Consider the following 19,405-nt stretch of genomic DNA (forward strand, 5'->3'; position numbering starts at 1 on the left):
GGCGGGGTGACAGACCTGCGTATGCTGGCCTGTCGTCCGGCAGCCGTCGGCCGGCAGGCGCAGCGCCTGCCGTCAAGCCGAACGTGGCCTTTTCTGCATCGGCCTGCCAGCGCGGATAATCCGGTGGTTTGGCCGGTGCATTTCCTTCACCGCGCCGCCTCTCTCATCTCTGCACACGACATGGCCCAATACGTCTACACCATGAACCACGTCAGCAAGACCGTGCCGCCCAAGCGGCAGATCTTGAAAGACATCTCTCTCTCGTTTTTTCCTGGCGCCAAGATCGGCGTGCTCGGCCTCAACGGTTCTGGCAAGTCCTCGCTGTTGAAGATCATGGCAGGCATCGACAAGGAGATCGAGGGCGAAGCAACGCCGATGCCCGGCCTGTCGATCGGCTACTTGCCGCAGGAGCCCCAGCTCAACCCCGAGCACACGGTGCGTGAGTCGGTCGAGGAGGCGCTGGGCGAGGTCAAGGCCGCGCAGAAGCGGCTCGAGGAAATCTACGCGGCCTACGCCGAGGAAGACGCCGACTTCGACGCCCTCGCGGCCGAACAGGGCCAGCTCGAGGCGGTGATCGCCGCCGCCGGCACCGACAGCGAACACCAACTGGAAATCGCCGCGGACGCGCTGCGCCTGCCCGCCTGGGACGCCAGGATCGGCCTGCTCTCCGGCGGCGAAAAGCGACGTGTGGCGCTGTGCAAGCTGCTGCTGTCCAAGCCCGACATGCTGCTGCTCGACGAACCCACCAACCACCTGGACGCCGAATCGGTCGACTGGCTGGAAGTGTTTCTGCAGCGTTTCAGCGGTACCGTGGTGGCCATCACCCACGATCGCTACTTCCTCGACAACGCTGCCGAGTGGATCCTGGAACTCGACCGCGGACGCGGCATTCCGTACAAGGGCAACTACAGCTCCTGGCTCGAGCAGAAAAATGCCCGCCTGGAAGGCGAGCAGAAGAGCGAAGAAGCCCACGCCAAGGCCATGAAGAAGGAGCTGGAGTGGGTGCGCCAGAACGCCAAGGGCCGCCAGGCCAAGAGCAAGGCGCGTATCGCCCGCTTCGAGGAACTCTCCGACTTCGAATACCAGAAGCGCAATGAGACCCAGGAAATCTTCATTCCGGTGGCCGACCGCCTGGGCAGCCAGGTGTTCGAGTTCCACAACGTCAGCAAGAGCTTCGGCGACCGCCTGTTGATCGACAACCTGAGCTTCACCGTGCCGGCCGGTGCCATCGTCGGCATCATCGGCCCCAACGGCGCGGGCAAGTCCACGCTGTTCAAGCTGATCGCCGGTCGCGAGCAGCCCGATTCGGGCAACGTGGTGATCGGCCAGACCGTGAAGATGGCTTTCGTCGACCAGCACCGCGATGCGCTGGCCAACGACAAGACCGTCTGGGAAGACATCTCGGGCGGGCTCGACATCATCAACATCGGCAAGTTCCAGATGGCCAGCCGCGCCTACGCCGGCCGCTTCAACTTCAACGGCAGCGACCAGCAGAAGAAGGTCGGCAGCCTGTCGGGCGGCGAACGCGGCCGGCTGCACCTGGCCAAGACGCTGATCTCCGGTGGCAACGTGCTGCTGCTCGATGAACCCTCGAACGACCTGGACGTGGAAACCCTGCGCGCGCTGGAAGACGCGCTGCTGGAGTTCGCCGGCACCGTCATGGTCATCAGCCACGACCGCTGGTTCCTCGACCGTATCGCCACCCACATCCTGGCGGCCGAAGGCGACAGCCAGTGGACCTTCTTCGACGGCAACTACCAGGAGTACGAGGCCGACAAGAAACGCCGTCTGGGCGAGGAAGCATCCAAGCCGAAGCGCGTAAGATTCAAGGCGCTCGGTTGATCGTGACCACCGGGGTCAGAGCGCAGGCCTGAGCGGGCCGGCAGACCCCGCAACCTACTTCATGAACCACGCTGCCGCCGTGCCACCTGCCCGCAATCCTCTGGACCTGTGCATCGACGATGCCGTCTCCCACGCCGGGATCCTGATGGCCGAGCTGGTCGCACGCGCACGACGCAGCCTGTATGAAGCAGCCTTGCGGCCCGGCAACCAGGGCGAGGCCGCAGCGGCCGCCACCCAGGCGCGCCAGGCACTCGGCGACAAGGCCGGTTTTTTCGAAGACCAGTTCGGCGCCGCGTTGCTGGCAGCCATGCGGCATCCCCAGCCCGACATCGCCGACGGCTACCGGGACGCGCTGGACGTGTCGCGCCCGGTGCTCGACGCGCCGCTGGCGGAGTTCTCGGCCCTGGCCGATACCGCCATGGGCATGACCGAGGCGCTGGCCGGCATCAACCCGCTCACGCCGGAATGCGTGGTGCAGGCCCTCCATGCGGTGGCAGTAGCCGCCGGTCCGAGCGACCTGGTCGGCGAGTTGTGGATGCGCCATTTCTGCCAGGTGCTCGGGTTCGAGCTGGCAGACGAATACCGGCGGCTGTCGCAGATCCTGCGCGGCCACCTCGCGCCGCGCGAAGACTCGGTGCTGGTGGTGGACGAGCATTCCGTCGCCGACGCGCTGGCACTGCTGGAGACCTCGGTCGAACGCGCCGACGGCGTTGCGCGTGCGGCCAGCCCGAGCGACGCGGCACGGCGCATCTCGGCCGACATCGCCACCTGGCCCGAAATGCAGAACGTGCCGGACACGATCCGCGATTTTGTGCTCGGTCCCTGGTCCGAGGTCATCGCGCAGGCGGAAGCGCACGCCGGCAACGCCGAAGGGCCGCCGAGCGATCCGGACGGCTACCTGGCGCTGGTGCGTCCGCTGTTTTGGAGCGCGCAGCCGACACTCGGGCGCGCCGACATCCAGCGGCTGCTGGTCACCGTGCCTTCGCTGCTGTCGCGGCTGAGGTCCGGCCTGCAGAGCATCGGCTACCCGGCCGAGCAGGCGGCCGACTTCTTCCAGATGCTCGACGACCTGCACGGCGTGGCCGCGCGGGCTGCCGGCAGTTCATTCGCCATGCGCCGACAACCACGTGCCCACGGTGCCGCCACCGAAGGCCTGCCGGCGCCGCTGCAGGCCACGGCGGTGCCGTCGGAGGACATCGGCGCGCCCGCGGTCGCCACCGTCTCGCCGGCTGCGGCCTCGCAGGTGCTGCAGCTCGGGGCGCAGCTCGCGGCGTGGGAAGGTGGCCGCTGGGTGCGCTGGGAACTCGTGTGGATGAGCCCCAAGGGCAAGTTGCTGATGTTCAGCACCGAAGACGGCGAAGTCGACAGCCTGAGCCGCGCCGGCTGCATCCGCCGCATCGTGGAGCAGCGCATGCACGTCATTCCCGACATCGCCTTCTGACGGGCGATGCCGGCACCGCCCACCCGGGCGGCGCTCAGTCGAGCAGGGCGGCGGCGTGGTGGGCCAGGTGGTCCTCGACGAAGCTTTGTATGAAGTAATAGCCGTGGTCGTAGCCGGGCTGGCGCCGAAGCGTCAGCGGCTGCGCGACGTGCTGGCAGGCTTCTTCGAACGCAGCTGGGAACAGCTGGTCGGCCAGGAATTTGTCGTCCAGGCCCTGGTCGATAAGGATGCCCGCGGGGTAGGGCGCCGTCGCTTGCGAACGCATGAGCGCGCTGGCGTCGTGTTCGAGCCACCGGGCCCGGTCCTGGCCGAGATAGCCGCCGAAGGCTTTTTGGCCCCAGGGGCACTGGCTCGGCGCGCAGATCGGCGCGAAGGCCGACACCGAGCGGAATACGCCCGGGTGGCGCAAGGCGAGCGTCAGGGCACCATGGCCGCCCATCGAATGGCCGAACACGCCGAGCTTGCCAGGCTGCAGCGGCAGCGTTTCGGCCAGCAGGGGCAGGAGCTCGGCCATCAGGTAGCTTTCCATGCGCCAGCGCTCGGCCCAGGGCGCCTCGGTGGCGTCGAGATAGAAGCCGGCGCCGGTGCCGAAGTCCCAGTCGGCGTCCTGCCCTGGCACGTCCGTACCGCGCGGGCTGGTGTCCGGCGCGATCAGCGCGATGCCGTGGCGGGCCGCGAAGCGCTGGGCGCCGGCTTTCACCATGAAGGTTTCCTCGGTGCAGGTCAGGCCGGCCAGAAACACCAGGGCAGGCACCGGCGCGGTCGATGCCTGTGGCGGCAGGTAGACCGAGAACTTCATCGGCAGGTCGATCTCGCGCGAGGCGTGGCGATAGAAGCGCTGCTCGCCGCCGAAGCAGCCGTGGGACGAGATCAGTTCGTGGGAGGAGGGCGTGGCCATGGCGCGCAGCTTCTTCAGGCAGCGAACTTGACGACCGAGCGGATCGACTTGCCCTCGTGCATCAGGTCGAAGGCGTCGTTGATGGCGGCCAGGCCCATGGTGTGGGTCACGAAGGGTTCGAGCTGGATGCGGCCGGCCATGGCGTCTTCGACCATGCCGGGCAGTTCGCTGCGGCCCTTCACGCCACCGAAGGCGGTGCCCATCCATTTGCGGCCGGTCACCAATTGGAAGGGGCGGGTGGAGATTTCCTGGCCGGCCCCTGCCACTCCGATGATCACCGACTGGCCCCAGCCACGGTGGGCGCATTCCAGCGCGGCACGCATCACGTTGACGTTGCCGATGCATTCGAAGCTGTGGTCCACGCCCCAGCCGGTCATCTCCACGATGACCTGCTGGATCGGCTTGTCGTGGTCCTTGGGGTTGATGCAGTCGGTGGCGCCGAAGGTCTTGGCCAGTTCGAACTTGGACGGGTTCATGTCGATGGCGATGATGCGACCGGCCTTGGCCAGCTGCGCGCCCTGGATCACGGCCAGGCCGATGCCGCCCAGGCCGAAGACCGCGACCGTGTCGCCTTCCTGGACCTTGGCGGTGTTCTTGACCGCGCCCAGGCCGGTCGTCACGCCGCAGCCCAGCAGGCAGACCTGTTCGGGGTTGGCGTCGGGATGGATCTTGGCGAGCGACACCTCGGCCACCACGGTGAATTCGCTGAAGGTGGAGCAGCCCATGTAGTGGTAGAGCGGCTGGCCCTGGTAGGAAAAGCGGGTGGTGCCGTCCGGCATGACGCCCTTGCCCTGGGTGGCACGCACGGCCACGCACAGGTTGGTCTTGCCGCTCTTGCAGAACAGGCATTCGCCGCATTCGGCGGTGTAGAGCGGGATCACGTGGTCGCCGGGTTTCACGCTGGTCACGCCTTCGCCCACTTCCACGACAATGCCCGCGCCTTCATGGCCCAGCACGACCGGGAACAGGCCTTCCGGGTCGTCGCCGCTCAGGGTGAAGGCGTCGGTGTGGCAGACGCCGGTGTCGGTGATGCGCACCAGCACCTCGCCCTTCCTGGGCGGTGCCACGTCGATCTCGACGATCTGCAGGGGTTCTCCGGCCTTGAAGGCCACGGCGGCTTTGGATTTGATGGTCATGGTGTCGGGCGGTGATGGGATGCGGCCGTTCGGCCTTGGCATCGCCTGGTGTTCGGGAAGTTCGGGTGGGGGAGAATCAGCGCCCCGCGGCCCGTCGAAGCCCTGCACTTTAATGGCCTGCGACTGTGTTTTAGTGGCTACGCCATGCCGATGGTCCGGCTTTGGCCGCAGGCCGCTGCAATCTGGCCGTTCATCCGGTCGTTTCCTGGTTTTCGCATGCAGCTTCCCATTTCCGTCGACATCGTGGTCTACCCCGGCTTCAAGGCGCTGGAGGCCATCGGTCCGATGTCGGTCTTCGACTATGCCAATGTGCATCTGGCACGCCGCGGCGAAGCGCCAGGTTACCGGGTGCGCGTGGCGGCGCTGGAGCCCGGGGCCGTCGCATCGGACACCGCCATGCAGCTGCAGGCCACGCGCGGCCTGTCGCTCGACGACTTGCCCGATCTGGCCCTGGTGGTGGGCTCGCGCGAGATCGAGGCGGCGCTGGCGTCGGCGCCCGGCATCGTCGACTGGCTGCGCGCGGCCGCACCCCGCCTGCCCAGGCTGGTGTCGCTGTGTTCGGGCAGCTTCTTCCTGGCGGCCGCAGGCCTGCTGGAAGGTCGCCGTGCAGCCACCCACTGGAGCGTGGCCGACTTGCTGCAGCAGCGCCATCCGCAGGTGCTGGTGGATGCCGACGCGATCTACGTACGGGAAGGGCGGCTGTGGACCTCGGCGGGTGTCACCGCCGGCATCGACCTGGCCCTGGCGCTGGTGGAAGAGGACTTCGGCCGGACGTTGGCGCTGGACGTGGCGCGCGATCTGGTGATGTATTTGAAGCGGCCTGGCGGGCAGTCGCAGTTCAGCGTGCACCTGGCCAGCCAGGCTACCGGCCACGGCGCCATCCGCCAGGTGCAGGACTGGGCACTGGCCCATCTCGACCAGGCCCTGACACCCGCTCTGCTGGCCGGCCGTGCGGCGATGAGCGAGCGCAATTTTCGCCGGGTGTTCCTGCAAGAGACAGGGCAGACACCCTCCGACTTCCTGGAAACCGCCCGGCTGGAGGGCGCCCGTCGGCTGCTCGAGGAAAACTCCCTGCCGATGAAGACGGTGGCGGGTCGGGCCGGGCTGGCGTCGGAACAGGCGATGCGCAACCTGTTTCTTCGGAAGCTGGGCATCACGCCTTCTGCCTATCGCGACCGCTTCGGTGGACAGGCACCAGCCGAGACGGAAGGCGAGCCGTGACGACACTCGATGACCTGGGCCCGCGCATCTGCGTCATGGGGCCGTCGAACAGCGGCAAGTCGACCCTGGCCGAGGCCATCGCGCGCCGACAGGATTTGCCGCCGGTGCACCTCGACCAGCTCTACCATCTGCCCTTCACCGACTGGGAGCCGCGGCGCACGGCCGATTTCGTCCGCTTGCACGACGAGGCGATCGCACACGACCGTTGGGTGATGGATGGCAACTACGCCAACTGCATGCCGCAGCGGCTGGCGCGCGCCACCGGTCTGATCCTGCTCGATTGCCCCACCGCCATCAGCCTGTACCGCTACGTGTTGCGATGCTGGCGCGGTGGCTCGCGCCGGGGCGGTCTGGCGGGCGGACAGGACAGCGTCAAGTGGGCGATGCTGCGCCATATCGCCGTGGTGACGCCGCCCAAGCGGGCGCGCTACCAGGCCCTGTTCGACCAGCTGGCCTTGCCCAAGGTGTACTTGCGCACGCCCCGAGCTTTGGACGAGTTCCGCCGCCGCGAGCAGCTGCCGGCACCATGAAAAAAGCCCGCCGGGCGGCGGGCTTCGGTGAGGCGACGCTGTCGATCAGCGCTGTGCCAACGGCTTGACCTCGCGGCGCTCGGAGCCCACGAACAACTGACGCGGACGGCCGATCTTGTACTCGGGGTCGGCGATCATTTCGTTGAGCTGGGCGATCCAGCCGACGGTGCGCGCCAGGGCGAACACGGCGGTGAACAGCGGCACCGGGATGCCGATGGCGCGCTGCACGATGCCGGAGTAGAAATCGACGTTCGGGTAGAGCTTGCGGGAGACGAAGTATTCGTCTTCCAGCGCGATCTTTTCCAGAGCGACGGCGATCTTGAGCAGCGGGTCGTTTTCGAGGCCCAGCTCGGCCAGCACTTCCTTGCAGGTTTCCTGCATGAGCTTGGCGCGCGGGTCGTAGTTCTTGTACACGCGGTGGCCGAAGCCCATCAGCTTGACGCCGGAGGACTTGTCCTTCACCTTGGCGATGAAGTCGCCGATCTTGTCGACGCCGCCCATGTCCTGGATTTCCTGGAGCATGTTCAGGCAGGCTTCGTTGGCACCGCCGTGGGCCGGGCCCCAGAGGCAGGCCACGCCGGCGGCGATGGCTGCGAACGGGTTGGTGCCCGACGAGCCGCACAGGCGCACGGTCGAGGTGGAAGCGTTCTGCTCGTGGTCGGCGTGCAGGATGAAGATGCGGTCGAGCGCCTTCTCCAGCACCGGGCTCACCTTGTAAGGCTCGCAAGGCGTCGCGAACATCATGTGCAGGAAGTTGCCGGCGTAGCTCAGCTCGTTCTTGGGGTACATGAAAGGTTGGCCGATGCTGTACTTGTAGGCCATGGCGACCAGCGTCGGCATCTTCGCGATCAGGCGGATCGCGGCGATCTCGCGGTGCTCGGGGTTATTGATGTCGGTGCTGTCGTGATAGAAGGCCGACAGGCCGCCCACCAGGCCGGTCATGACCGCCATGGGGTGCGCGTCGCGGCGGAAGCCCCGCAGGAAGAACTGCATCTGCTCGTTGACCATCGTGTGATGGGTCACGAGGTCGTTGAACTGCTCCTTCTTGGACGCGTTCGGCAGTTCGCCGTAGAGCAGCAGGTGACAGGTTTCGAGGTAATCGCAGTTGGTGGCCAGCTGTTCGATCGGGTAGCCGCGATAGAGCAATTCGCCCTTGTCGCCGTCGATGTAGGTGATGCCGGACTGGCAGGCGGCGGTCGACAGGAAACCCGGGTCGTAGGTGAACATGCCGGTCTGCGCATACAGCTTGCGGATGTCGATCACGTCCGGGCCGATGCTGCCGGCATAGACCGGCAGCTCCACGCTGGGGCTGCCATTGGTGAACGACAGGGTGGCTTTGTTGTCTGCTAGCTTCATGTGCTTCCTTGGGTTAATGCCTCGTCTCCGGAAACCCGGGTTGGGGGCTAGTCTTTCATGAACACCTGGGAGGGCCGTGCAGGACAAGCGCCTGCTCAGACCCTCAACATCCTCAAGACATCGAGCGCTTCCGGCGTGGCGGTCGCGCCCTCGGGCTGCTTGCGGCCCATGAGCAGGTCCATCAGATCGTGGTCCGACAGATCCATCAGTTGTGTCATGCCGCGTGCCTGCCGCACGGTGAGCGTGTCGGCGTGGCGGGCGAAGAAGCGCTCGATGAACAGGTCGTTCTCGAGCAGGCCGCGCCGGCAGCGCCAGCGCAGCTTGCTGAGCGAACGCTCGTCGACGAGCGCTTCGTCCGGCACGGCTTGCATCACGGATTCGATGGCGGGATCAGACGGCCCGGCGGACCATCAGCTCCTTGATCTTGCCGATCGCCTTGGTGGGGTTGAGACCCTTGGGGCAGACATCGACGCAGTTCATGATGGTGTGGCAGCGGAACAGGCGGTACGGATCCTCGAGGTTGTCGAGGCGGTCGCCGGTGGCGTTGTCGCGACTGTCGGCGATGAAGCGGTAGGCCTGCAGCAGGCCGGCCGGGCCGACGAACTTGTCGGGGTTCCACCAGAAGCTCGGGCAGCTGGTCGAGCAGCTGGCGCACAGGATGCACTCGTACAGGCCGTCGAGTTCTTCGCGCTCTTCCGGGCTCTGCAGGCGTTCCTTTTCGGGCGGCCGGCTGTCGTTGATCAGGTAAGGCTTGATCGAGTGGTACTGGTTGAAGAAGTGGGTCATGTCCACGATCACGTCGCGGATGACCGGCAGGCCCGGCAGTGGCTTGATGACGATCGGGTCCTTCAACGTGCGCAAGTTGGTCAGGCAGGCCAGGCCGTTCTTGCCGTTGATGTTCATCGCATCGGAGCCGCACACGCCTTCGCGGCAGGAGCGGCGAAAGGCGATGGTCGGGTCGATGGCCTTGAGCTTGATCAGCGCGTCGAGCAGCATGCGTTCATTGCCTTCGAGTTCGATCTCGATGGTCTGCATGTAGGGCTTGGCGTCCTTGTCCGGGTCGTAGCGATAGATCTTGAATGTGCGCTTTTGCATGATGTACTTTCGCGTGGGTTGCCGGACTGATCAGAACGTGCGGACCTTGGGCGGCACGGTGTCGACGGTCAGCGGCTTCATGCGGACCGGTTTGTAGGCCAGGCTGTTGGTGGCGCTGTACCACAAGGTGTGCTTCATCCACTCCTTGTCGTTGCGGCCGAGCGGGAACTCGGCGTCGTCGGCGGGACGTTCGTAGTCGTCGACGGTGTGGGCGCCACGGCATTCCTTGCGCGCTGCGGCAGACACCATGGTGGCCTGCGCCACTTCGATCAGGTTGTCGACTTCCAGGGCTTCGATGCGGGCGGTGTTGAAGACGCGCGACTTGTCCTTGAGCGTGACGTTGGCCACGCGCTTGCGGATCTCGGCGATCTTGGCCACGCCTTCGTCCATGACCGACTGCTGGCGGAACACGGCGGCATGCGCCTGCATCGTGGCGCGGATGTCGGCAGCGACGTCCTGGGCGTATTCACCGGACGTGGAGTCTTCCAGTTCGTTCAGGCGCTTCAGGGTACGGTCGGCCGCATGGGCCGGCAGCGACTTGTGCTCCTTGAGCTTGTCGTTGAACTCGACGATGTGGTTGCCGGCCGCGCGGCCGAAGACCAGCAGGTCGAGCAGCGAGTTGGTGCCCAGGCGGTTGGCGCCGTGCACCGACACGCAGGAGCATTCGCCGACCGCGTACAGGCCCTTGACCACCACGCTCTCGTTGGCTTCGTTCTGGGTGACGACCTGGCCGTTGATGTTGGTGGGGATGCCGCCCATCTGGTAATGGATGGTGGGCACCACCGGGATCGGCTCGCGGGTGATGTCGACGTTGGCGAAGTTATGGCCGATCTCTTCGACCGAGGGCAGGCGCTTGCGGATGGTGTCGGCGCCCAGGTGGTCGAGCTTGAGCAGGATGTGGTCCTTGTTGGGACCGCAGCCACGGCCTTCCTTGATTTCCTGGTCCATGCAGCGCGAGACAAAGTCGCGCGGGGCCAGGTCCTTCAGGGTAGGCGCATAGCGTTCCATGAAGCGCTCGCCGTTGGCGTTGAGCAGGATCGCGCCTTCGCCGCGGCAGCCTTCGGTCAGCAGCACGCCGGCACCGAACACGCCGGTGGGGTGGAACTGCCAGAACTCCATGTCCTGCAGCGGGATGCCGGCGCGCGCCGCCATGCCCAGGCCGTCGCCGGTGTTGATGAAGGCGTTGGTGGACGCCTGGAAGATGCGGCCGGCGCCGCCGGTGGCCAGCAGCACGGTCTTGGCCTGCAGGATGTGCAGGTCGCCGGTTTCCATCTCGAGCGCGGTCACGCCGACGACGTCGCCTTCGTCGTCGCGGATCAGGTCGAGCGCCATCCATTCCACGAAGAACTGGGTGCGGGACTCCACGTTCTTCTGGTAGAGCGTGTGCAGCATCGCGTGGCCGGTGCGGTCGGCCGCGGCGCAGGCGCGTTGCACCGGCTTTTCGCCGTAGTTGGCGGTGTGGCCGCCGAAGGGACGCTGGTAGATGGTGCCGTCGGGATTGCGGTCGAAGGGCATCCCGAAGTGTTCGAGCTCGTAGACCACCTTCGGTGCCTCACGGCACATGAACTCGATGGCGTCCTGGTCGCCCAGCCAGTCGGAGCCCTTGATGGTGTCGTAGAAGTGGTAGTGCCAGTTGTCCTCGCTCATGTTGCCGAGCGAGGCGCCGACGCCGCCCTGTGCCGCGACGGTGTGCGAGCGGGTGGGAAAGACCTTGGACAGAACCGCGACGTTCAGGCCCGCGCGGGAGAGTTGCAGCGAGGCGCGCATCCCGGAGCCGCCGGCGCCGATGATGACGACGTCGAACTTGCGCTTGGTGATATCGGACGTGGAGTAGGTCATTTTTTTTACAGCCTCCACAGCACCTGGACCATGTAGCCGACACAGCCGACCAGCCAGAAGATGGAGAGGATTTGGAGGATCAGGCGGACGACCACGGGCTTGACGTAGTCCATCCAGATGTCGCGCATGCCGACCCAGGCGTGATAGCCGAGGGCGACAATGGTGACCAGGGTGAGCACCTTCATCCATTGCGCGGAGAAGATGCCGGCCCACAGGTCGTAGCTGAGCGGGCCGTGCGAGAAGATGACCTGCGCCAGCAGCACGACGGTGAAGGCCGCCATGAGCAGGGCGGTGCCGCGCTGGGCGATCCAGTCGCGCAGGCCGTAGTGGGCGCCGACGACGACGCGCTTGGAACCGTAATTGACGGACATGGTGGGGTTTGCTCCGGTCTTTTTCTAATGGGATTCAGTACAGGCCGAACAGCTTGGCGCCAAGCACGATGGTCAGCAGGACGCTGGCGACGATCACGCCGGTGGCGGTCTTCTGGCCGATCTTCTTCTCGACCGCGTGGTGGTTCACGTCCATCCACAGGTGGCGCAGGCCGGCGATGAAGTGGTGCAGGTAGGCCCAGATCAGGGCCAGGCAGAAGAGCTTGAGCAGGATGCCACCGAAGCCGACGTTGAAGATGCTGCTGAAACGGGCGAAGGAGATTTCGGAGCTGACGGTCATGTCGAACATCCAGATCACCAGCGGCAGCAGGACGAACATCATCAGACCGCTGATCCGGTGGAGGATCGACACCCAGCCTGCTGCCGGCAGACGGTAGGTGGTGAGGTCGGTGAAAGCGTTGATATTGCGGAATTCGGGCCGCTTTTTGGAGAGTTCTGCCATGGGGATTTTTGCTTTCTGCTTGTAACTGCCAGGTAATCGGGTTGCGAAGCGCCCAAAATTCTATTGCACGTATGAGGTATTACCCGGAATAGACCGAGCCGCACGCTCAGTTCAGCTGGTTGTGGTAGTGGTGCGAGTCGGTTCGGTAGAGGCCGCGACGGAGTTCCATCGGCGTGTCGTTGTAGGTGAAGGAGAGCCGCTCCACGCTCAGCAGCGGGCTGGCGTCGGCCACGTCGAGCAACGAGGCCTGGTCGGCGCTGGCGGCGACGGCGCGGAGCTTTTCGCTGGCGCGCACCATGCGAACACCGAATTCGAGCTCGAACATGGCGTAGGTGGGGCCTTTGTACGCCAGCATCTGCGCGGCGGTCAGGCCCTTGAAGGTCTGGCCGGGCAGCCAGATGTCTTCGAGGATGCGTGGCACGCCGCCGAAGAGCAGGATGCGACGGGTCTGCATGACCGGTTCGCCGGCGCGCAGTTGCAGGGCGCGGGCGACTTCGGCCGAAGCACGCACCCGCTTGCATTCGAGGATGCGGCGATCGGAGTGTTCGTATTCGCCGGAGTCGTTGCGCAGCTTGAGAAAGCGGTACTGCACATGCCGCTCGGAATGGGTGGCCACGAAAGTGCCCTTGCCCTGACGGCGGATCAGCAGGTTGTCGCCCGCGAGCTCGTCGATGGCCTTGCGTACCGTGCCCTGACTGACACGAAAGCGCAGTGCCAGGTCGGTTTCGCTGGGAATGGATTCGCCGGGTTTCCAGTCGCCGGATTCAAGCCGCTGCAGAATCAAAGTCTTGATCTGCTGGTAGAGCGGGCTGAATGCGGGAGCCGCGCCCTCGTCGGGGACGATGTCGGTGGCGGATTGTTCCGCTGCTGGAGGGACGGATGGCATCGTGAAGGCGGGAAGGGCGTGCTGCCTGGAACTCCGGCGATCATATCTTATATAAGACATAAGACAAGTTGACCCGCTTGATTTAACGGCAGTACACTCCCGCGCTGTCCGCCCAGCGACGAACTTTCGTTACGCCATGCCGACACGATCAGGCGAGCGGCAAGCGGCGGGCGACCATTTCTCACTACCCATCCCCGGAGTCCTTTCCATGAGCAAGAAGCCCGTCCGCGTCGCCGTCACCGGCGCCGCCGGCCAAATCGGTTACGCCCTGCTGTTCCGCATCGCCTCGGGCGAAATGCTGGGCAAGGACCAGCCCGTCATCCTGCAACTGCTCGAAGTGCCGGTCGAAGGCCCGCAGAAGGCGCTCAAGGGCGTGATGATGGAACTCGACGACTGCGCGTTCCCGCTGCTGGTCGAAATGACCGCCCACAGCGACCCGATGACCGCCTTCAAGGATGTCGACTACGCACTGCTGGTCGGCTCCCGTCCGCGCGGCCCGGGCATGGAGCGTGCCGAGCTGCTGGCCGTCAACGGCGCCATCTTCACCGCCCAGGGCGCGGCGCTCAACGCGGTCGCCAGCCGCGACGTCAAGGTGCTGGTGGTGGGTAACCCCGCCAATACCAACGCCTACATTGCCATGAAGAGCGCGCCGGACCTGCCGCGCGAGAACTTCACCGCCATGCTGCGCCTGGACCACAACCGTGCCGCCAGCCAGATCGCCGCCAAGACCGGCAAGGCCGTCGCCGACATCGAGAAGCTGACCGTCTGGGGCAACCACTCGCCCACCATGTATGCCGATTACCGCTTCGCCACCATCGGCGGCGAAAGCGTCGCCAAGATGATCAACGACCAGGAATGGAACGCCAACACCTTCCTGCCGACCGTGGGCAAGCGCGGCGCGGCCATCATCGAGGCGCGTGGTTCCTCGTCGGCCGCCTCGGCTGCCAACGCCGCCATCGACCACATGCGCGACTGGGCGCTGGGCACCCAGGGCAAGTGGGTCACCATGGGCATTCCGTCCAACGGCGAATACGGCATCCCGAAGGACGTCATGTTCGGCTTCCCGGTCACCTGCGAAGGCGGGAAATACAAGATCGTCGAAGGCCTGGAAATCGATGCGTTCAGTCAGGAACGCATCGACAAGACCCTGAAGGAACTGCAGGACGAGCAAGCCGGCGTGGCCCACCTCGTCAAGTAAGCCTTGATTCGAACAAGACCGTACAGGAACACCATGGCCGAATGGAACCCCAGCCTCTACAGCCGCTTCGAGGACGAGCGCACGCGCCCGGCCCGTGAGTTGCTGGCGCGGGTTCCGCTCGGCCAGGCGCGCCTGGCGGTCGACCTGGGCTGCGGGCCCGGCAACTCCACCGAGTTGATCGTCGCCCGTTTCCCCGACGCTACCGTCATCGGTACCGACAATTCAAAGCCCATGCTGGAGAGCGCCGGCCAGCGCCTGCCGGGCGTGCGCTTCGATTTGTCCGATATCGCCTCCTGGCAGCCCGAAACGCCGCCGGACCTCGTCTATGCCAATGCCTCCCTGCAGTGGGTGCCGGGCCACGAGACGCTGATTCCGCGCCTGTTCGCCAGCCTTGCACCCGGCGGCGTGCTGGCGGTGCAGATGCCCGACAACCGCGACGAGCCCACCCACCGCGCCATGCGCGAAGTGGGCGCCTTGCAGCCCTGGGCCGAATGCATCGGCGACCTGGAAAAGCTGCGGACCGCCATCCTGCCTCTTGCCGCCTATTACGACATGCTCGCGCCGCAGGCAGCAGCGGTCGACGTCTGGCACACCGTGTACCAGCACCCCATGGATTCGGCGCAGGCCATCGTCGACTGGGTCAGCGGTACCGGGCTGAAGCCCTTCGTCGCGCCGCTCGGACCGGAACTCGAAGCGAGCTACCGGGCCGAATACCTGCGCCGCATCGAGGCGTCGTACCCGCCGCGCTCCGACGGTCGCCGGCTGCTGGCGTTCCCGCGCATGTTCATCGTGGCGCAACGCAAGGCATGAACTACGAAGCCGCCCTGCATCCACGCGCGGCGCTGCTGGGCGCCCAGGCCGGGGCGGTCGTGCTGCCGGTGTGCGACCACTACAGCGGCGTCGAGGCGCGCATGCGCAAGAGCCTGCAGCTGCAGTCCGAAATGACCGAGGAGTTCGGCACCTGCGTGTTCGACGTCACCCTGGACTGCGAGGACGGCGCCCGCACCGGCGCCGAAGCCGAACACGCCGCCCTGGTCACCGAGCTCGCTCTTGCCGCTGCCGCCGATGCGCGCGTGGCGGTGCGGGTGCATCCGGTCGACCATCCGGCCTTCGATGCCGACGTACAGACCATCGTCGGCCGTGCGGGCGGGCGCTTGCGCCATGTGATGGTGCCCAAGGTCGAGACCGTCGCCGACGTGGAGCGCGCAGCGCAGGCCCTGGATGCCGCCGGTGCGCCGGACCTGCCGTTGCAGGTGCTCATCGAATCACCGGGCGCCGTGCACCGCGCCTTCGAGATCGCCGCGCACCCGCGGGTACAGTCGCTCTCCTTCGGACTGATGGACTTCGTCTCAGCCCACGCCGGCGCCATTCCCGCCGCGGGCATGGGCGTGGCCGGGCAGTTCAGCCATCCGCTGGTGGTGCGCGCCAAGCTCGACATCGCGTCGGCCGCGCATGCATCCGGCAAGGTGCCGTCGCATTGCGTGGTCACCGAGTTTTCCGACACCGCCGCCATCGAGCGGGCCGCCCGCATGGCCGCCCGCGATTTCGGCTACACCCGCATGTGGAGCATCCACCCGGCGCAGATCCGCCCGGTGCTGCAAGCCTTCGCACCCGATCCGTCCGACATCGAGACCGCCGCCCGCATCGTCGCCGCCGCCCAGGCCGCCGACTGGGCGCCGATCGCTTTCGACGGAAACCTGCACGACCGCGCCAGTTACCGTCACTATTGGCAGGTGCTGGAGCGCGCCCACCGCACCGGCCGACCCTTGCCGCCGCAGGCGCGGGATTGGTTCACGCCAGCCGCCGCCTGATAACCCCTACGATGCCGTCCCCGCGTATTTGCCGAGATTCCGAATGAACAAGTTCCTCCTTGCCAGCCTGCTGGCCTGCGCTCTCCCTTTGGCCGCCCAGGCCCAGGACGCCGCCAAGCCCGCCGCGAAGGCCGCGACCAAGCCTGCCGCCGCCGCCAAGCCTGCGACGACGACCAAGGCGGCCGCCAAGCCCGCCCAGAACAAGGCCAAGCCCAAGCTGGCGCGCTCCGCCGCGAAAGCGGTGGAGGAGGTGACGCCCGTCGACACCGACACCGATATCGTGCTGTCGCCCGAAGACATCGAGATCGCCGGCCGCGTCTACACCGGCAGGATCAACTGCGAACTCGGCGCCAACGTCGAGGTCACCGCTGACGAAAAACGCCCCGGCTTCTTCGTCGTGAAGATCCAGCGCAACCGCTACCACATGCACCCGGTCGCCAGCCGCACCGGCGCCATCCGCCTCGAAGACCCGCGCGCGGGCGCTCTCTGGCTGCAGCTCGGCAACAAGTCGATGCTGATGAACCAGAAGCTCGGCGAGCGCATGGCCGACGAATGCCAGAGCCCGCAGCAGACCGCGATGGCCGAGGAGCTGCGCAAGAACCCGCCCAAGGCCCTCTTCGAAGGTGCCGACGCTCCCAAGAATTGATTTCCCCCCTCCCATCCCCCACGATTCCGACGGAGAACGATGATGTTGCAAGCCTACGTTGAACATGTCGCCGAGCGAGCAGCACTGGGCATTCCGCCCCTGCCGCTGACCGCCAAGCAGACAGCCGAACTGATCGAGCTGATGAAGGCGCCGCCTGCCGGCTCGGCCGACTTTCTGCTCAACCTCATCACCCACCGCGTTCCTGCCGGCGTGGACGACGCCGCCAAGGTCAAGGCCAGCTACCTCGCCGCCGTCGCCCTGGGCACCGAAAAGAACGAACTCATCAGCCGCGCCAAGGCCACCGAGCTGCTCGGCACCATGCTCGGCGGCTACAACATCAGCCCGCTGATCCAGCTGCTGGACGACGCCGAAGTCGGCGGCGTCGCCGCCGATGCGCTCAAGAAGACGCTGCTGATGTTCGACCAGTTCCACGACGTCAAGGAAAAGGCCGACGCGGGCAATGCCAACGCCCGAGCCGTGGTCCAGAGCTGGGCCGATGCCGAGTGGTTCACCAGCCGCCCGGAAGTGCCCCAGAGCCTGACCGTGTCGATCTTCAAGGTCACCGGCGAGACCAACACCGACGACCTGTCGCCCGCGCCGGACGCCTGGAGCCGTCCGGACATTCCGCTGCACGCCCTGGCCATGCTCAAGAACAAGCGCGACGGCATCACCCCGGAAGAAGACGGCAAGCGCGGCCCGATCAAGTTCATCGAAGACCTGCGCGCCCAGGGCAACCTGGTGGCCTACGTCGGCGACGTGGTCGGCACCGGCTCCTCGCGCAAATCGGCCACCAATTCGGTGCTGTGGTTCACCGGCGAAGACATTCCCTTCGTGCCGAATAAGCGCTTTGGCGGCGTCTGCCTGGGCACCAAGATCGCCCCGATCTTCTACAACACCATGGAAGACGCCGGCGCGCTGCCGATCGAGCTGGACGTGAGCCAGATGAACATGGGCGACACCGTCGAGCTGCGCCCCTACGAAGGCAAGGCGCTGAAGGACGGCAAGGTCATCGCTGAATTCACCGTCAAGAGCGACGTGCTGTTCGACGAAGTGCGCGCCGGTGGCCGCATTCCCCTGATCGTCGGCCGCGGTCTCACCGCCAAGGCGCGTGAAGCGCTGGGCCTGCCGCCCTCCACGTTGTTCCGCCTGCCGCAGGATCCGGCCGATTCCGGCAAGGGCTTCAGCCTGGCGCAGAAGATGGTCGGCCGCGCCTGCGGCCTGCCCGAAGGCCAGGGCGTGCGCCCCGGCACCTACTGCGAACCGAAGATGACGTCGGTCGGCAGCCAGGACACCACCGGCCCCATGACCCGCGACGAGCTGAAGGACCTGGCCTGCCTGGGCTTCTCGGCCGACCTGGTGATGCAGTCGTTCTGCCACACGGCTGCCTACCCGAAGCCGGTGGACGTGCGTACCCACCACGAGTTGCCCGAGTTCATCAGCACCCGTGGCGGCATCTCCCTCAAGCCGGGCGACGGCGTGATCCACAGCTGGCTCAACCGCTTCCTGCTGCCCGACACCGTCGGCACCGGCGGCGACAGCCACACCCGCTTTCCCATCGGCATCTCGTTCCCGGCGGGCTCCGGCCTGGTGGCCTTCGCGGCCGCCACCGGCGTGATGCCGCTGGACATGCCCGAATCGGTGCTGGTGCGCTTCAAGGGCAAGATGCAGCCGGGCGTCACCCTGCGTGATCTGGTCAACGCGATTCCGCTGTACGCCATCAAGGCGGGCCTGCTAACGGTCGAGAAGAAGGGCAAGAAGAACATCTTCTCCGGCCGCGTTCTCGAGATCGAAGGGTTGCCCGACCTGAAGGTGGAGCAGGCCTTCGAGCTGTCCGACGCCTCCGCCGAGCGCTCGGCTGCCGGCTGCACGGTCAAGCTCAACAAGGAACCGATCATCGAGTACATCAACAGCAACATCACGCTGATGAAGTGGATGATCTCCGAGGGCTATGCCGACGCCCGCACCCTGGGCCGCCGCATCGCGGCGCAGGAAGCGTGGCTGAAGAACCCCGAGCTGCTCGAAGGTGATGCCGACGCCGAATACGCGGCCGTCATCGACATCGATCTGGCCGACATCCACGAGCCGATCGTGGCCTGCCCCAACGACCCCGACGACGTGAAGACGCTGTCGGACGTGTCTGGCGCCAAGATCGACGAAGTGTTCATCGGCTCCTGCATGACCAACATCGGCCACTTCCGCGCAGCCTCCAAGCTGCTCGAAGGCAAGCGCGATATTCCAGTCAAGCTGTGGGTGGCACCGCCGACCAAGATGGACGCGGCCCAGCTCACCGAAGAAGGCCACTATGGCGTCTTCGGCACCGCTGGCGCACGCACCGAAATGCCGGGCTGCTCGCTGTGCATGGGCAACCAGGCGCAGGTGCGTGAAGGCGCGACGGTCATGTCGACCAGCACACGCAACTTCCCGAACCGCCTGGGCAAGAACACCAACGTGTACCTGGGCTCGGCCGAGCTGGCCGCCATCTGCTCGCGCCTGGGCCGCATCCCGACCAAGGAAGAGTACATGGCCGACATGGGCGTGCTCGACGCCGCCAGCTCCAAGATCTACCAGTACCTGAATTTCGACAAGATCGACTCGTTCACCGAGGCGGCTGCCAAGGTTCCTGCCTGATACACCGGCTGTCCCAGGAAAGACGCGCTTCGGCGCGTCTTTTTTTT

18 protein-coding genes are annotated in these 19,405 nt (G+C 66.1%); 9 read left to right on the forward strand and 9 right to left on the reverse strand.

Annotation, left to right across the window (positions count from 1 at the left end; all coding sequences use genetic code 11):
• The first annotated feature begins 180 nt into the window (after nucleotides 1–180).
• Together ettA and R9X41_RS07685 are read left to right on the forward strand one after the other, a co-directional pair.
• Nucleotides 181–1,842, forward strand: coding sequence for an energy-dependent translational throttle protein EttA (gene ettA / locus R9X41_RS07680; RefSeq protein ID WP_318634288.1), 1,662 nt, complete (start codon nucleotides 181–183; stop codon nucleotides 1,840–1,842).
• Between the two features lie 61 nt (nucleotides 1,843–1,903).
• The gene (locus R9X41_RS07685) at nucleotides 1,904–3,283 is read left to right on the forward strand and encodes a DUF1631 family protein (RefSeq protein ID WP_318634289.1); all 1,380 of its coding nucleotides are present in this window, start codon (nucleotides 1,904–1,906) and stop codon (nucleotides 3,281–3,283) included.
• Between the two features lie 34 nt (nucleotides 3,284–3,317).
• Here the strand turns inward: R9X41_RS07685 and fghA are convergent, their stop codons facing one another.
• A complete protein-coding gene (gene fghA / locus R9X41_RS07690) occupies nucleotides 3,318–4,181 on the reverse strand; it encodes an S-formylglutathione hydrolase (protein WP_318634290.1) in 864 nt (287 codons plus the stop codon).
• 14 nt (nucleotides 4,182–4,195) lie between these two features.
• Nucleotides 4,196–5,311, reverse strand: a complete 1,116-nt coding sequence (locus R9X41_RS07695; protein WP_318635176.1) for an S-(hydroxymethyl)glutathione dehydrogenase/class III alcohol dehydrogenase — start codon at nucleotides 5,309–5,311, stop codon at nucleotides 4,196–4,198.
• A 222-nt stretch (nucleotides 5,312–5,533) separates the two neighbouring features.
• Here R9X41_RS07695 and R9X41_RS07700 point away from each other — a divergent pair, with 222 nt between their 5' ends.
• Together R9X41_RS07700 and R9X41_RS07705 are read left to right on the forward strand one after the other, a co-directional pair.
• Nucleotides 5,534–6,538: a GlxA family transcriptional regulator gene (locus R9X41_RS07700; protein ID WP_318634291.1), complete on the forward strand. Its 1,005-nt coding sequence runs from the start codon at nucleotides 5,534–5,536 to the stop codon at nucleotides 6,536–6,538.
• Nucleotides 6,535–7,068 carry a P-loop NTPase family protein gene (locus R9X41_RS07705; RefSeq protein WP_318634292.1) on the forward strand — a complete coding sequence of 178 codons (534 nt, stop codon included), beginning with the start codon at nucleotides 6,535–6,537 and terminating at the stop codon, nucleotides 7,066–7,068. The genes R9X41_RS07700 and R9X41_RS07705 overlap by 4 nt, the downstream gene beginning before the upstream one ends.
• Nucleotides 7,069–7,113: 45 nt before the next feature.
• Here R9X41_RS07705 and R9X41_RS07710 read toward each other — a convergent pair whose 3' ends face one another.
• The 7 genes from R9X41_RS07710 to R9X41_RS07740 all read right to left on the reverse strand — a co-directional run bounded on the left by R9X41_RS07710 (nucleotide 7,114) and on the right by R9X41_RS07740 (nucleotide 13,075).
• Nucleotides 7,114–8,424: a citrate synthase gene (locus tag R9X41_RS07710; RefSeq protein WP_318634293.1), complete on the reverse strand. Its 1,311-nt coding sequence runs from the start codon at nucleotides 8,422–8,424 to the stop codon at nucleotides 7,114–7,116.
• 95 nt (nucleotides 8,425–8,519) lie between these two features.
• On the reverse strand, nucleotides 8,520–8,795 hold the full coding sequence (locus R9X41_RS07715) for an FAD assembly factor SdhE (RefSeq protein WP_318634294.1): 276 nt from the start codon (nucleotides 8,793–8,795) through the stop codon (nucleotides 8,520–8,522).
• A 19-nt stretch (nucleotides 8,796–8,814) separates the two neighbouring features.
• Nucleotides 8,815–9,519 carry a succinate dehydrogenase iron-sulfur subunit gene (locus R9X41_RS07720; RefSeq protein ID WP_318634295.1) on the reverse strand — a complete coding sequence of 235 codons (705 nt, stop codon included), beginning with the start codon at nucleotides 9,517–9,519 and terminating at the stop codon, nucleotides 8,815–8,817.
• 30 nt (nucleotides 9,520–9,549) lie between these two features.
• Nucleotides 9,550–11,358: a succinate dehydrogenase flavoprotein subunit gene (sdhA, locus tag R9X41_RS07725; RefSeq protein WP_318634296.1), complete on the reverse strand. Its 1,809-nt coding sequence runs from the start codon at nucleotides 11,356–11,358 to the stop codon at nucleotides 9,550–9,552.
• Between the two features lie 5 nt (nucleotides 11,359–11,363).
• Entirely contained in the window at nucleotides 11,364–11,729 is a 366-nt protein-coding gene (sdhD, locus tag R9X41_RS07730) for a succinate dehydrogenase, hydrophobic membrane anchor protein (protein ID WP_318634297.1), read from the reverse strand.
• Nucleotides 11,730–11,763: 34 nt separating this feature from the next.
• Entirely contained in the window at nucleotides 11,764–12,189 is a 426-nt protein-coding gene (gene sdhC, locus R9X41_RS07735; protein WP_318634298.1) for a succinate dehydrogenase, cytochrome b556 subunit, read from the reverse strand.
• Between the two features lie 106 nt (nucleotides 12,190–12,295).
• Nucleotides 12,296–13,075 carry a GntR family transcriptional regulator gene (locus R9X41_RS07740; RefSeq protein ID WP_318634299.1) on the reverse strand — a complete coding sequence of 260 codons (780 nt, stop codon included), beginning with the start codon at nucleotides 13,073–13,075 and terminating at the stop codon, nucleotides 12,296–12,298.
• Between the two features lie 208 nt (nucleotides 13,076–13,283).
• Here R9X41_RS07740 and R9X41_RS07745 point away from each other — a divergent pair, with 208 nt between their 5' ends.
• The 5 genes from R9X41_RS07745 to acnB are packed head-to-tail and all read left to right on the forward strand — an operon-like array spanning nucleotide 13,284 to nucleotide 19,358.
• Nucleotides 13,284–14,273 carry a malate dehydrogenase gene (locus R9X41_RS07745; RefSeq protein ID WP_318634300.1) on the forward strand — a complete coding sequence of 330 codons (990 nt, stop codon included), beginning with the start codon at nucleotides 13,284–13,286 and terminating at the stop codon, nucleotides 14,271–14,273.
• Nucleotides 14,274–14,306: 33 nt separating this feature from the next.
• Nucleotides 14,307–15,083 (forward strand): trans-aconitate 2-methyltransferase, encoded by a 777-nt coding sequence (gene tam, locus R9X41_RS07750; RefSeq protein WP_318634301.1) that lies wholly within the window; start codon nucleotides 14,307–14,309, stop codon nucleotides 15,081–15,083.
• On the forward strand, nucleotides 15,080–16,084 hold the full coding sequence (locus R9X41_RS07755; RefSeq protein WP_318634302.1) for an HpcH/HpaI aldolase/citrate lyase family protein: 1,005 nt from the start codon (nucleotides 15,080–15,082) through the stop codon (nucleotides 16,082–16,084). Before tam ends, R9X41_RS07755 begins: the two co-directional genes overlap by 4 nt.
• A gap of 43 nt (nucleotides 16,085–16,127) precedes the next feature.
• Nucleotides 16,128–16,730 (forward strand): hypothetical protein, encoded by a 603-nt coding sequence (locus R9X41_RS07760; RefSeq protein WP_318634303.1) that lies wholly within the window; start codon nucleotides 16,128–16,130, stop codon nucleotides 16,728–16,730.
• 42 nt (nucleotides 16,731–16,772) lie between these two features.
• A complete protein-coding gene (gene acnB / locus R9X41_RS07765; protein WP_318634304.1) occupies nucleotides 16,773–19,358 on the forward strand; it encodes a bifunctional aconitate hydratase 2/2-methylisocitrate dehydratase in 2,586 nt (861 codons plus the stop codon).
• Nucleotides 19,359–19,405: the final 47 nt, after the last annotated feature.

It is taken from the genome of Xylophilus sp. GOD-11R (assembly GCF_033546935.1).
Lineage (GTDB): Bacteria > Pseudomonadota > Gammaproteobacteria > Burkholderiales > Burkholderiaceae_C > Xylophilus.